General features: G+C 72.6%; 10 protein-coding genes. 7 read left to right on the top strand and 3 right to left on the bottom strand.

Features of this window, described 5'->3' with window-relative positions:
- Positions 1 to 134 precede the first annotated feature (134 nt).
- Positions 135 to 1,250 carry a DUF1996 domain-containing protein gene (locus ACFWEP_RS21730; protein ID WP_387371964.1) on the top strand — a complete coding sequence of 372 codons (1,116 nt, stop codon included), beginning with the start codon at positions 135 to 137 and terminating at the stop codon, positions 1,248 to 1,250.
- Positions 1,251 to 1,454: 204 nt separating this feature from the next.
- Here ACFWEP_RS21730 and ACFWEP_RS21725 read toward each other — a convergent pair whose 3' ends face one another.
- The 3 genes from ACFWEP_RS21725 to ACFWEP_RS21715 form a co-directional block, all read right to left on the bottom strand.
- The gene (locus tag ACFWEP_RS21725) at positions 1,455 to 2,495 is read right to left on the bottom strand and encodes a LacI family DNA-binding transcriptional regulator (protein WP_387371963.1); all 1,041 of its coding nucleotides are present in this window, start codon (positions 2,493 to 2,495) and stop codon (positions 1,455 to 1,457) included.
- Between the two features lie 35 nt (positions 2,496 to 2,530).
- A complete protein-coding gene (locus tag ACFWEP_RS21720) occupies positions 2,531 to 5,071 on the bottom strand; it encodes a glycoside hydrolase family 3 C-terminal domain-containing protein (protein WP_387371962.1) in 2,541 nt (846 codons plus the stop codon).
- 253 nt (positions 5,072 to 5,324) lie between these two features.
- Positions 5,325 to 5,828, bottom strand: a complete 504-nt coding sequence (locus ACFWEP_RS21715) for a hypothetical protein (protein ID WP_387371961.1) — start codon at positions 5,826 to 5,828, stop codon at positions 5,325 to 5,327.
- A 561-nt stretch (positions 5,829 to 6,389) separates the two neighbouring features.
- Between ACFWEP_RS21715 and ACFWEP_RS21710 the strand changes: the two genes are divergently transcribed.
- From ACFWEP_RS21710 to ACFWEP_RS21685, 6 genes are all read left to right on the top strand, one after another.
- Positions 6,390 to 7,973: an ABC transporter substrate-binding protein gene (locus ACFWEP_RS21710; protein ID WP_387371960.1), complete on the top strand. Its 1,584-nt coding sequence runs from the start codon at positions 6,390 to 6,392 to the stop codon at positions 7,971 to 7,973.
- Positions 7,970 to 8,923, top strand: a complete 954-nt coding sequence (locus ACFWEP_RS21705; RefSeq protein WP_387371959.1) for an ABC transporter permease — start codon at positions 7,970 to 7,972, stop codon at positions 8,921 to 8,923. The genes ACFWEP_RS21710 and ACFWEP_RS21705 overlap by 4 nt, the downstream gene beginning before the upstream one ends.
- Positions 8,920 to 9,801 carry an ABC transporter permease gene (locus tag ACFWEP_RS21700; protein WP_387371958.1) on the top strand — a complete coding sequence of 294 codons (882 nt, stop codon included), beginning with the start codon at positions 8,920 to 8,922 and terminating at the stop codon, positions 9,799 to 9,801. The genes ACFWEP_RS21705 and ACFWEP_RS21700 overlap by 4 nt, the downstream gene beginning before the upstream one ends.
- The gene (locus ACFWEP_RS21695; RefSeq protein WP_387371957.1) at positions 9,798 to 10,901 is read left to right on the top strand and encodes an ABC transporter ATP-binding protein; all 1,104 of its coding nucleotides are present in this window, start codon (positions 9,798 to 9,800) and stop codon (positions 10,899 to 10,901) included. The genes ACFWEP_RS21700 and ACFWEP_RS21695 overlap by 4 nt, the downstream gene beginning before the upstream one ends.
- On the top strand, positions 10,898 to 11,953 hold the full coding sequence (locus ACFWEP_RS21690; protein WP_387371955.1) for an ABC transporter ATP-binding protein: 1,056 nt from the start codon (positions 10,898 to 10,900) through the stop codon (positions 11,951 to 11,953). The genes ACFWEP_RS21695 and ACFWEP_RS21690 overlap by 4 nt, the downstream gene beginning before the upstream one ends.
- A gap of 88 nt (positions 11,954 to 12,041) precedes the next feature.
- Positions 12,042 to 13,847 (top strand): gamma-glutamyltransferase family protein, encoded by a 1,806-nt coding sequence (locus tag ACFWEP_RS21685; protein WP_387371954.1) that lies wholly within the window; start codon positions 12,042 to 12,044, stop codon positions 13,845 to 13,847.
- Positions 13,848 to 13,886: the final 39 nt, after the last annotated feature.

The following is a 13,886-nucleotide window of genomic DNA, read 5'->3' as shown; positions in this document are numbered from 1 at the left end:
GGTTTTGTTTATAAGACACAGCGCGGCACGAGATGGGCGTGTACGCCTGACGAGGGGCGCGCCCCCTCCTTCGTGCCGCCGGTGCCGGACCGGCACCGGCGGCATCCCACCCCCCTCCAGCGGAGAGGCACTCCATGAAAGGCACGAAGAACAAGAACGGCGCTGCGAGAAGGCTCTCGGCGGTGCTGGTCGGCACAGCCCTGGCCGCCACCCTCCTCGGCGTCGGATCGACCCTGACCGCCGGTGCGCCGGACGAGTCGTCCGCCACCGTCGCGGCGGGCGCGGCCACGGCGGGCTCCCCCCACATGGGGCACGTCGCCGCAGCCGCTTCGGCCGCTTCGGCGGACGACGTGGACGGGGACGGCTACATCCCCGCCGTCCCGCCGGTCACCGGTGTGACCCCGTCGTGGGGGACGCCGACGCCGCGCTACTTCCACGAGTTCCAGGCCAACTGTTCGGTCACCCACACCGCGCCGGACGACCCGATCGTCTTCCCCGGCCAGGCCGGCGCGTCCCACGACCACACGTTCATGGGCAACACGACGACCAACTCCCAGTCCGTGACCGCCTCGCTGTACGGCGGCAACACCACCTGCAAGGTGCCCGGCGACTCCTCGGCGTACTGGATGCCGTCCCTCTTCAAGGGCGACACCAAGATCCTGCCGACCGGTCCGCAGGTCATCTACTACAAGGCCGGCGTCACCGACTACACCAGCGTCCGTCCCTTCCCCAAGGGGCTGCGCTACGTCGTGGGCAGCCCGCTGCAGAGCGCGGACCAATTCCGCGCGCTCAAGGGCTGGGTGGAGGGCTGGGAGTGCGGGGAGTCCTTCGGGAACATCGACTTCCCTGCCACCTGCCCGGCCGGTAGCCAGCTCAACATCCGCATGCAGGCCCCGAGTTGCTGGGACGGACTGCACCTGGACACGCCGAACCACCAGGCCCACATGGCGTATCCGGTCGTGAAACCCGGCACCAACGACAACGTCTGCCCGGCCGACCACCCGGTGGCCCTGCCGATGGTCGAGTTCAAGATGGCGTTCCCCGTCAGCGGCGACATGTCACAGGTCAGGCTCGCGAGCGGGCGCGGCTACTCGTTCCACTACGACTTCTTCAACGCGTGGAACGAGCCGACGCTCCGGGCGATGGTGGACCACTGCATCGTCGGTGGCCTCCAGTGCGACGCCCGTGGCTGGGACCAGAACCACCCGGAGGCCGGTGCCGCGCTGAACGCGGACTACCGCCTGCCGTAGGAGCGCGCCGACCGGCCCGTTCCTCCGGTCGGGCCCTCGGCCCGCTCCACCCGTGAGCCCCCGGTCCGTCCCGTTTCCCGCCCCGCCACGGGACGGGCCGGGTCGGAGCGGGTCCCGCGCGTCTCGGGCGCGTGTCGAAAGTGGCGCCGTCCGCCCGGAGGGCGGGACAGGCGGGACTTCCGAAACACGCCCCGGGAAGACCTCCTACGCGGAGGCGCGCACCACGAGTTCGGGATCGAAGATGACGGCGGTGGGTTCGGTCCGTGTCCCCTCGATCTCCTCCTGGAGCAGGCACGCCATTCTGGCCGCCATCTCCTCCATCGGCTGGCGGACCGTGGTGAGCGGCGGTTCGGCGGCGAGCGCGGCGCTGGAGTCGTCGAACCCGACGACCGCGACATCCTCGGGAACCCTGCGACCGAGCTCGCGCAAGGCCTCGCAGACTCCCCGGGCCATCACGTCGTTGGCGGCGAACACCCCGTCGATCAGGGGGTGTTCGCGCAGCAGCCGACGGAGTGCGGAGGCCCCGCTGTCGGCGGTGAACCCGCCCTCGGCGACGGGTACGTACGGATGGCCATGGCGTTCCATCGTCTCCCGGAACCCGGCAAGCCGGTCCTGGGCGGCCGGCAGGTCGAGCGGTCCGGTGATGGTGGCGACGCGCAGGCAGCCCCGGGCCAGCAGGTGTTCGGCGGCCAGCCGGGCACCGTCCCGGTGTGCCAGGTCCACGTAGGTCACGGGAGCCGGGACCCCGGGGCGGGCGAAGAGTACGCACGGCAGCCGCTCGGCCGCCAGCAGGGCGGGCAGCGGGTCCTCCGCGTGGGTGGAGAAGATCAGCGCGCCGTCGGCCCGGCCCTGCCGGAGATACTCCACCACCTCGCGCCGGGCGGCGTCCGTCTCCGCGAACATCAGCACCGGGTACATCGACCGGGGCCGCAGGAAGCCGACGACCCCACTGACCACCCGGCCGAAGAAGGGGTCGGCCAGCGCCTGCGTGGCGAAGACGTTCTGCCCGTCCTCGGAGTCGTCCCCCGCGCCCGAGACCACCAGGGCCAGGGTCCTGGCCCGCCGGGTCACCAGGGCCCGGGCGGCGCCGTTGGGCGCGTAGCCGGTCCTCGCGATGGCGTCCCGTACCGCGTCCTGGATGGCGGGGTCCACGTTGCGGATGCCGTTGACCACGCGGGACACGGTGGCGCGGGAGACGCCCGCCTCCCGCGCGACGTCTTCGAGCCTGGGGGCGCGTCTGGTCATGCCGGTACCCTACCGGCGGCCCCGAGGCCTCTCCGTCAGCGGTTCGGGAAGCGCTCTCCGACGGGGTCGCCGTCCGATGCGCAGGGGATGTCCACCGTGGTGGCCAGAGGCAGCCGCCCGGCGGAGGACCCCGCGTGCACCTCGTACGTGCCCGGCTCGGTGAGCCAGCCGTTCCCCTGCGGGGACCAGTGGTGCAGGGCGCGGTGCGGCACGCGTACGGCGGCGGTGACGGTCTCGCCGGGCCCGGTTTCGACCGGCGCGTACCCGGCCAGCCACCGCACGGGGCGTTCCACCGCCGATCCGGGCCGGGCCAGGTACACCTGCACGACCTCCCGGCCGGGGCGCCCGCCGGTGTTGCGGAGCCGTACGGAGACGGTGAAGGCGGTCTCCTCGTCGGCCGTGTCCACCACCGAATCCACGGACGCACTCTCGTACTCCCAGGTCGTGTACCCGAGCCCGTGGCCGAACCAGTAGGCGGGGGCGCGGTGTTCGCGCAGCCAGGCCCGGTGGCCGATGTGCGGACCTTCGGCGTACCGCAGCACGCCGTCCACCGGCCGGGTCGCACGGACGGGGGCGTCGGCGAGGACGGCGGGCCAGGTGGTCGGCAGCCGGCCGCCCGGTTCGGCGGCACCGAGCAGCACGTCGGCCAGCCCGGCCCCGGCCTCCTGACCGGGGAACCAGGCCAGCAGGACGGCGGGTGCCTCCCGGCGCCACGGCATCTCCACCGGGCCGCCGGAGTTGACGACGACGACGGTACGCGGCTGGGCGGCGATCACCGCGCGGACCAGTTCGTCCTGGTCGCCGGGGAGCGCGAGGGTGGTCCGGTCGTGGCCCTCCGACTCGCTGTCCTGCGTGGTGCCCACGAACACCACGGCGGCGTCCGCCGAGCGGGCGGCATCCACCGCTTCCGCCAGGGCGGCCGCACGGTCGGGCCTCGGCGGTGCGGCCGTCACCAGGGTGGCGCGGCCGGTCCCGTCCGCGAGTTCGCGGCGGGCGACGACCGTGACGGAACGGCCCTCGGTCAGGGCGATCTCCCCGTACCGGCTCGGCGGGTTGACGTGCACCACGGCCGGGTCGTCCGTCTCGCGCGGGAACACCCCGTCGACCAGCGGCGTCCCGTCGACGGTGAGGCTCATCCGGCCGAATCCCCCGACGCCGAAGGTCCAGACGCCGCCGACGCCGGGGAGCAGCCGGGCGCTGATCTCCACGGTGTGCGCGCCGGGCGGCAGCGGGGGCTCGATCTGCCGGCCGGACTCCCGGTGTCCCGCGTACAGTTCGGCGCCGTCCGCGTCGAGCACCCGCAGCAGCGCGCCGGTCCGGCCGTCGCGTGGGTCCTGGCACCCGGGGCCGCCGAGGAAGGGGGGTGCGCCCAGGGCGGGGCCCGGTGCGTGCGCGAGCCGGACGGTGGGGCCGAGGGCGGCGCGGAGCGCGTCCAACGGCATGGAGACGTGCCGGGGGTGGACGCCGGCGCTGCCGCCGCCCTGCACCCGGGGGTCCGCGGCCTGCGCACCGATCACCGCGAGGGAGGTGAGCGAGGCCGGGTCCAGGGGCAGCACGCCCCGGTTGTCGAGGAGCACGCACCCGGCGGCGACCGCGCGCCGCAAGAGGGGGTCCGGGGCCTCCGGATCTCCCGTGGTTTTGGGGTACTCGGCCGGAATCGCGTCCGTCCTGGTCGTCACGCGCCCCGGCAGCCGCGTCGTCGTCGCGGGAGCGGCGCGGTGGAGCGCGCCGACCCGGTCGGCGAGCCGCAGCAGCCGGGCCACCTTGTCGTCGATCGCCGCCATGGGGACGCGCCCGTCCTCGATCGCCCGGACGAGGTCGTCGGCCCAGGGGCTCTCGGGGCCGGGCATCGCCAGATCGAGGGCCGCCAGGGCGGCGGGCACGGTGGAGCGGACTGCGCCCCAGTCGGAGACGAGCACACCGTCGAATCCCCACTCCTCCTTGAGCGGCCGTGCGAGCAGCGGGCTCTCGGCCAGGGTGGTGCCGTTGACCGCGTTGTAGCCGCACATCACCACCCGTACCCCGGCGGCTCGCACGGCGGCTTCGAAGGGGAGGAGGTAGACCTCGCGCAGGGTGCGCTCGTCGAGGTCGACGGAGACGGTGAGGCGGTCCGTCTCGGAGTCGTTGGCGACGTAGTGCTTGGCGGTCGCGGCGACGCCGTGCGCCTGGATGCCCCGGATGAGGGCGGCGCCGGTACGGGCGGTCAGCTCGGGGTCCTCCGAATAGCACTCGAAGTGGCGTCCGCCCAGCGGGGACCGGTGCAGGTTGAGGGTGGGCGCCAGCACGACGTCCACGCCCTTGGCCTTCGCCTCGGCGGCGAGCAGCCCGCCCAGGCGCTCGGCCAGGTCCTCGTCCCACATCGCGCCGACGGCCGACGCGGACGGCAGCAGCGCGGAGGTGTTCCGCTCGTCCCAGCTCTCCCCGCGCACCCCGGCGGGCCCGTCGGACATCGTCATCCCGGCGAGCCCCACGGCGGGCTCGTCCGCCGTGCGCCAGGTGGTCGCGCCCGTGAGCAGCCGTACCTTCTGGCGCGGGTCCAACTTGTCGAGCAGCCGGGCGATTTCTTCCTGCGTCACCGAGTTCCCCCCTCGCGAGGCGCTCCCCGCAGAGGGTGGAGAGCGCTCTCCGAGAGCATCGTCAAAAGGCCCGTGCGTGTCAACGCGGAGTGGGGCCGCACGGTGCGGCCCACAGCCCGGGCATCCGGGAGTCGCCGTACGCGGACGCGAGGTCCGTACGGGTCCGGCAGAGGACGAACGTGTCCAGGAACCACCGGGACCCGGACGAGCCCTTCGCGCCGGACCGCGCGATTCCGGCGCGAGGGGCTCGTCGTCAGTGCGCCCAGGGCAGTCGGAGCGCCTCGATCCCGGCGTCGTCCAGCAGAGCATCGACCAGGGCCGGCGGCCCGGCGACCTTGGTGGCCCAGAGGTCGTAGTCGGTGCACAGCACCCATGAGCGGTCTTCGGCCCAGAGGCTGGACGGACTGAAATCGGCTTCGGACCGGTCGTAAAGGAGTCCGGCGTCACCGAGCCGGCCCGCCCGCACGTGCGGTTCGTCGAAGTCGACGGCTCCGAGCGTCATCGGGTTGTAGTAGGCCAGGCAGCGGGTGTCCGGGCCGGCGGGAGCGTGCCCGACGAGAACGCCGATCACCTGGTTCCAAGTCTCGCGGTCCAGGCTCCCCTCGGTCGGCGGGACCATGCTCAACGGGCGGCTGCCGTCCTTCTCGGCGGACGGGAAGCAGCGGTGGGAGGGCATCAGCCCCTCGGGAACGACCGGGTCGCCGGGCGAGTTCCGCCCAGCGCAGCCGCCGCCAGCCCGGTCCGGGGTGCCGGGCACGGCCCAGCCCTCCCCCGGTGGAGACCCCGACGGCATCGAAATCGATGCCCGCGACGATGTGGCGCGGGGTGCCGCCCTCCGCGAGACGGGCTTGGCGGTACTCGTGGTGCGTGACGTCGACCGGCCCCCGCTCGTGCTCGTACATGGCGTTGAGCACCCACACCGCGTCGGGCATGGCCGGAGGCATGAACCCGGTGATGCCGTCGCCGCACAGCTCGGCCAACCAGTCGGCACTCCCGGAAGGAGCGCGCGGCCACCGGTTCCGCATCGGGTCAGGTTCTTCGGGCATGGCCCCATGATCCCAGCCGTGGACGTGCCCCCTTGCCGCCCCCACCGCCCGCGGCCGGCCAGTGTCCGAGGGGCGGCACGTCGGGGCGACCGCCCCGAAGTCGCCCCCATGGGGGACATTCCCCCACCATCCGGTTGCCCCCTGCACCGAAAGTGTCCGGGATGCGGACAACGGCCTTGCTTGTTGACTGTATGCGAAATACGGTCTGCGATATTCCTTGATGACCCCCAGGTGGGAGGTAGGCCCTCGTGCGCCGAAAAGCGGTTGCCTTCGTGGCAGTTGCGCTGGTGTCACTCGTCTCGGGCTGCACGTCGCTGCAGTCCTCGGCAACCGAGGTCGGAGGCGTACGGAAAACCGATGAGCGGCCCGTACGTGACGGCGGGACGCTCACCGTCGCGCTCAACTCCGACCCGGACAAACTCGACCCCAGCCTTGCCCAGACCCTCGTGGGCCGCACGGTCTTCGCAGGCATGTGCGAGAAGCTCTACGACATCGACGAGAACGGCACCCTGGTACCGCAGCTCGCCACGTCGCTCCCCGAGGTCTCCGCGGACGGCCTGACCGTCACCCTGCCCATCCGGCAGGGCGCGAAGTTCAGCGACGGCACCCCGCTCGACGCGGGTGCCGTGGTCACCTCCCTGCTGCGCCACCGCGATCTGCCCGGTTCGGCGCGTGCCACCGAACTCGGCCCGGTCAAGAAGGCCGTGGCCGTCGGTTCCTCCACGGTGCGGATCACGCTCGACCACCCGTACGTACCGCTCACCGGCGTCCTCGCCGACCGGGCCGGGATGGTGATGTCCCCGACCGCGCTGAAGAAGTACGGCAAGGACTTCACCAACCACCCCTCCTGCGTCGGTGCCTTCCGGTTCGTCGAGCGGGTCGGCGGTGACCGGATCGTGCTGCAGAAGGACCCGAACTACTACGACGCGGCCAAGATCCACCTGGACAAGGTCGTCTACAAGCCGATCGCGGACGGCAACGTCCGCCTCGCCAACCTGCGCTCGGGCGACGTCCAGATCGGCGACCAGATGGGCCCGGTGGACGTACAGAGCGCCCTCACCGAGCCGAAGCTCCAACTCTTCAACTCGCCTTCACTGGGCTACCAGGGCATCGGCGTCAACGTGGGCAACGTGAACGGGCTCGGCGAGAAGCCGGGGAAGATCGACACCCCGCTCGCCTCGGACGTGCGCGTCCGTGAGGCGTTCGACCTCGCCATCGACCGCGATCTCCTCAACACCGTGGTCTTCCAGGGCATGTACGAACCGGCCTGCGGCCCCATCTCCCCGCAGTCCGGCATCGCCCCCGGGGTCGATCCCGAGGACTGCCCCGAGCGCGACGTCGCCAAGGCGAAGAAGCTGCTGAAGGAAGCCGGGGTGAAGCTCCCGGTGAAGGTCGAGCTGAAGACCTCCACCACCCCCGAACAGGGCCGTGTGGGTCAGGTGCTCCAGGCCATGGTCAAGGAGGCGGGATTCGAACTCTCCCTGCGTCCCACCGAGTACGCGACCATGATCTCCGAGACCGACGAAGGCGACTACGACGTCTTCACCAGCGGCTGGTCCGGCCGGCTCGACCCGGACGGCAACGTCTCCAACTTCCTGAAGACCGCCGGAGCGATGAACGCCTACGGCATCGGCGACCCGGACATCGACCGGCTGATCGACGAGGGCCGCTCCGTCGCCGACCCGGCCCGGCGCACCGAGATCTACGACGAACTCACCCGGCGCGTCCAGGACGACCACTCCATGATCTACCTCTACCGGCAGAAGAACTACGTCGTCGCCTCCAAGGACGTCGCGGGCATCCGCGTCTACGGCGACGGACTGGTCCGGGTCACGAACGCGGGGTACATCCGTTGACGAAATTCCTGCTGACCCGTCTGCGTCAGTCGCTCATCACCCTGATCCTCGTGTCCATCGTGGTGTTCGCCGGAATCCGGGCGCTCCCCGGCGACCCGGCGCTCGCCCTGGCCGGCGAGGAACGCAGCCCCGAGGCGCTCGCCGCGATCCGTGAGGCGTACGGCCTCAACGACAACATCGTGGTCCAGTACGGGCGGTTCGTCGGACACGCCCTCACCGGCGACCTCGGCACCTCCTCGCGGACCGGCCTTCCGGTCTCCGAGGCGATCGGCCAGGCCCTCCCGGTCACCCTCGAACTCGCCGCGCTCTCGCTGCTGCTGGCGGTCGTCGTCGGTATCGGCGCGGGCGTGCTGGCCGCCGTCCGGCGCGGAAAGCCGGAGGAGTGGCTGGCCAACGCCGTCGCCCTGGTGGGCCTTTCGATCCCGACCTTCTGGCTCGGCATCGTGCTGGTGCTCGGATTCGCCATCGCCCTACCGGTGTTCGCCGCCTCCGGCTACGTCCCATTCGGCGCCGATCCGCTCGACAACCTGCGCCGGATGGTGCTCCCCTCGATCGTCCTCGGCTCCGGCCTCGCCGCCGTGGTGATGCGCCAGACCAGGGGGGCGATGCTCGACTCGCTCTCCGCCGACTACGTCCGCACCGCCCGCGCCAAGGGGCTCTCCCGGCGTGCGGTCGTCGGCGGGCACGCGCTGCGCAACTCGCTGGTCACCGTGGTCACCGTGCTCGGCCTCCAGCTGGGCCACCTGATCTCCGGAGCCGTGGTCACCGAGCAGATCTTCGTGCTGCCCGGCTTCGGCAAGCTCACCATCGACGCCGTCTTCACCCGTGACTACGCCACGCTCCAGGCGGTGGTGCTCTGCACCTCGGCCGCGTACATCCTCATCAACCTGCTGGTCGACGTGGTCTATTCGGTCATCGACCCGCGTATCCGGCTCGGAGGTGCCCGGTGACCACCGCACTCGCCACCCCGGCGCAGGCCACCGTGCGCAAGGCCGGCAGCGGCAAGCTGCGCGCCCTGCGCAAGAACCGCCTCGCGCTGACCGGCGGCATCATCGCCGCCGTCTTCGTCCTCACGGCGCTGTTCGCGCCGCTGATCTCCCCGTACGACCCCGCACAGCCGGACTTCGCCAACGTCCTGGACGCGCCGAGCTGGTCGCACTGGCTGGGCACCGACGACCTCGGACGCGACCAGCTCTCCCGCATCATCCACGGCACCCGGGCGTCCATGCAGGTCGGGCTGCTCGCCGTGGTGCTCGCCTTCGTGATCGGCGTGCCGCTGGGCCTCGCGGCCGGTTACTACGGACGGCTCACGGACAGCGCCGTCTCCCGGCTCACCGACACCATGCTGGCCTTCCCGTTCCTGGTGCTGGCCGTCGGCCTCGCCGCGATCCTCGGCCCGTCGCTGACCAACGCCACGATCGCCATCGGTATCTCGCAGATCCCTGCGGTCATCCGCATCACCCGGGCGGAGACGCTGCGACTGAAGCACGTCGACTACGTCGCGGCGGCCGTGGCGAACGGCGGCGGGGACGGAACCGTCCTGTTCCGGCACATCCTGCCGAACGCCACTTCGGCCCTCATCGTGCAGGCCACGGTCGGCATCCCCGCCGCGATCATCAGCGAGGCGCTGCTCAGCTTCCTCGGCCTCGGTGTGCAGCCGCCCGCGCCCTCGCTCGGCGTGATGCTCTCCGGCGCCCAGTCCTTCCTCGCGCTCGCACCGTGGCTGGCCGTCTTCCCGGGGCTGGCCATCGTCGCCGCGACGCTGGCGTTCAACCTGCTCGGCGACGGACTGCGTGACGTCCTCGACCCCCGCGGAGGCACCCGATGACCGAGACCCTCACTCCTTCGGCGCCCCGGTCCGCCCCCGGCGACGAACCCGTGCTGAGCGTCCGCGACCTCACCGTCGCCTTCCCCTCGGAGCACCGCACCGTGCACGCCGTCGACGGAGTCTCCTTCGACCTCGCACGGGGCGAGGTCCTCGCGCTGGTCGGGGAGTCGGGCTGCGGGAAGTCCGTGACGTCGATGGCGACCATGGGCCTGCTGCCGCCCACCGCGCGGATCGGCGGCTCGATCCGGCTGCACGGCCGCGAGTTGGTCGGCGCCCCCGAGAAGGAACTCCAGAAGATCCGGGGCAAGGACCTCGCGATGATCTTCCAGGAGCCGATGACCTCGCTGAACCCGGTCCTCACCATCGGCCGGCAGATCGGTGAGGTGCTCCGCAGGCACCAGGGGCTCGGCCGCAAGGAGGCCAAGGCGCGCGCGGTCGAACTGCTGGCCCTGGTCGGCATCCCCGCCCCGCACCGCAGGGTCGACGAGTACCCGCACCAGCTCTCCGGCGGCATGCGCCAGCGCGTGATGATCGCCATCGCCGTCGCCTGCGACCCGTCGGTACTGATCGCCGACGAGCCGACGACCGCGCTCGACGTCACCGTGCAGGCGGGCATCCTGGAGGTGCTCCAGTCACTGCGCGAGCGCCTCGGTACCGCGATCGTCCTGGTCACCCACGACCTGGGCGTGGTCGCCGACGCCGCCGACCGCGTGCTGGTGATGTACGCCGGCCGTCCGGCCGAACAGGCTCCGGTGCACGACCTGTTCGCCGGCGCCCGGCACCCCTACACCCGGGGCCTGCTGGGTGCCGTACTCCGGCCCGGCGGCGAGGGCAAGCGCAGGCTGCCCGAGATCCCCGGTCTGGTGCCGAACCTCGACACCCGGCCCGACGCCTGCACCTTCGCACCCCGCTGCGCCCGTGCCGACGACACCTGCGCCGGCAAGCGGCCCGGCTTCGCCTCCGTCGCTCCGTCGAAGGGCCTCTCCGACGGCACGGACACCCTCCACCGGGCGGCCTGCTGGCATCCCTTCGCCGCGGACGAGACCTCCACCCCCGTGCCGGCCGGCGCCGCGCGCCCCGACCAGGAGACCGGACAGTGACCACTCCACAGACCGTCCCCGCACCCCGCGCGAGCGGCGGGGCCCCCTCGGACCACCAGCCCCCGGTTCTCGAACTCACCGCGCTCGAAAGGCACTTCGGTGCCTCCGGCGGCGGCACCGTACGCGCCGTGGACGGGGTGTCGATCACCATCGGGCACGGCGAAGTCGTCGGCCTCGTGGGCGAGTCCGGCAGCGGCAAGTCGACCGTCGGCCGCTGCGCGGTCCGCCTCGACGAGCCGACCGGCGGCACGGTCGAGATCAACGGCACCGACGTGACACATATGTCCCGCCGCGCCCTGCGTCCACTGCGCAAGGATTTCCACCTGGTGTTCCAGGACCCGTCGTCCTCGCTGGACCCGCGCATGACGATCGGTCAGATCATCGGCGAGCCACTGCGGTTGCACGGCATCGCGCGCGGCGACGCGGTACGCGCCCGGGTCGAGCAGCTCCTCGCCCAGGTGGGGCTGCGCCCGGAGCACGCCGACCGGCACCCGCACGAGCTGTCCGGAGGTCAGCGCCAGCGCATCTCCATCGCCCGCGCGCTCTCCTGCGACCCCGACCTGGTGGTGGCGGACGAGCCGACCTCGGCGCTCGACGTGTCCGTGCAGGCCTCGGTGCTCAACCTACTGGCCGATCTCCAGCGCGACCGCGGCTTCGGCTGCCTCTTCATCACCCACGACCTGGCGGCCGTGGAGTACCTCGCGGACCGCATCGCCGTCATGTACCTGGGGAAGATCGTCGAACAGGCCCCGACGGCCGAGCTGTTCGCCTCGCCGAAGCACCCGTACACCCAGGCGCTGCTCTCCGCCGCGCCCGTACCGGACCCGGTCGACCAGCGTTCGCGCAAGCGGATCGTGCTGAACGGCGAGCTCCCCAGCCCGCTCGACCCGCCGTCCGGCTGCCACTTCCACACCCGGTGCCCGCTGGCCACCGACCGGTGCCGGACCCAGGCGCCCGCGCTGCGCGAACTTCCCGGCGGCCGGCAGGTCTCCTGCCACCTGGTCGCGGACGACGGCACGTCCCCGGACGCGGCCGCCACGACAACTCCGTAGCCGCGTTCCGTACCGCCCCGTACCCTCCGCGCACCACCACCCGAACCATCGCACTCGCGTTCGCACGCCGCAGCAAGGAGCCGCATCCATGTTCACCACCCGCCCGACCCTCCAGGGCACCTTCGGCATGGCGTCCTCCACCCACTGGCTCGCCTCGCAGTCCGCGATGGCGGTCCTGGAGAGCGGCGGCAACGCCTTCGACGGCGCCGTCGCCGCGGGCTTCGTCCTGCACGTGGTCGAGCCGCACCTCAACGGTCCGGCCGGCGAGGTGCCGATCATCCTGGCGCCCAAGGACGGCGACGTGCGGGTGCTGTGCGGCCAGGGCCCGGCCCCCGCCAGGGCGAGCGCCGCCCACTACCGCTCCCTCGGCCTGGAGCTGGTGCCCGGCACCGGACCGCTGGCCGCCGCCGTCCCCGGTGCGTTCGACGCCTGGATGCTGCTGCTGCGCGACCACGGCACCCGGACCCTCGCCGAGGTGCTGCGGTACGCGATCGGGTACGCCGAAGACGGCCACGCGCCCGTCGAGCGCGTCGGCCAGACCGTCGAGACGGTCCGGGAGCTCTTCGAGAACGAGTGGAAGACCTCCGCCGAGGTCTACCTCCCCGGCGGCACGTCCCCGCAGCCGGGCAAGCTGTTCCGCAACCCCGCGCTCGCCGCCACCTGGCGCCGGCTCCTCGCCGAGGCCGAGAAGGCGGGCGGCGAGGACCGGGTGGCGCAGATCGAGGCCGCGCGGACGATCTGGCGCGAGGGCTTCATCGCCGAGGCGATGGTCCGGCAGGCCGCCACCCCCACCATGGACACCACCGGGACCAGGCACACGGGCACGCTGACCGCCGCCGACGTGGCCGGCTGGTCCGCGTCCTACGAGGCCCCCGCCACGTACGAGTGGAACGGCTGGACTCTCGCCAAGGCGGCCGGCTGGAGCCAGGGCCCCGCCTTCCTCCAGCAGCTCGCCCTGCTCCCCGAGGAGCTGCCCGCGTACGGCTCCGCCGAGTACGTCCACCTGCTCATCGAGGGCTGCAAGCTCGCCATGGCCGACCGGGAGGCCTGGTACGGGGACGCCGCCGAGGTGCCGCTCGACACCCTGCTCTCCCCCGAGTACAACGCCGAGCGCCGCGCACTGATCACCGACCGGGCGTCGCGGGAGCTGCGTCCGGGCAGCCCCGACGGGCGTACCCCGGTCCTCAGCGCGCACGCCCACGCGGTCGCCGCCGGGGAGCCGGGCTTCGACGCCATGGGCCTCGCCGCCGCCGGCGTCGGGGAGCCGACCGTCGCCAAGGACGGCACCACCCGCGGCGACACCTGCCACGTCGACGTCGTCGACCGGTGGGGCAACATGGTCTCGGCGACTCCGAGCGGTGGCTGGCTCCAGTCCAACCCCGTCATACCGGAGCTGGGCTTCCCGCTCGGCACCCGGCTGCAGATGGCGTGGCTGGACGAGGGCCTGCCGAACACCCTCACTCCCGGCTGCCGCCCCCGCACCACCCTCACCCCGTCCCTCGCCCTGCGCGACGGCGTCCCCGTGCTGGCCTTCGGCACCCCCGGTGGCGACCAGCAGGACCAGTGGCAGGTCCACTTCTTCCTGGCGGCCGTGCTGCGCGACCGGGTACGCGGCGGGCTCGACCTGCAGGGCGCGGTCGACGCCCACAACTGGCACAACGACAGCTTCCCGGGCTCGTTCTACCCGCGCGGGATGCGCCCCGGCAGCGTCACCGTCGAGGACGGTATGGACCCGGAGGTCGTGGAGGAGCTGCGCCGCCGCGGCCACGAGGTCACGGTCGGGGACGCCTGGTCGGAGGGCCGGCTCTGCGCGGTCGCCCGCGATCCCGAGACGGGCGTGCTGTCCGCCGCCGCCAACCCGCGCGGCATGCAGGGGTACGCGGTCGGCCGCTGACCCCGCTGATGTGAAGCACGATCCGACGGCCCGTCCGGG

Origin of the sequence: Streptomyces sp. NPDC060198 (assembly GCF_042728415.1) — a bacterium.
GTDB lineage: Bacteria > Actinomycetota > Actinomycetes > Streptomycetales > Streptomycetaceae > Streptomyces.
The sequence above is the reverse complement of the archived record's forward strand: the minus strand, read 5'-3'. Positions and strand labels throughout refer to the sequence as shown.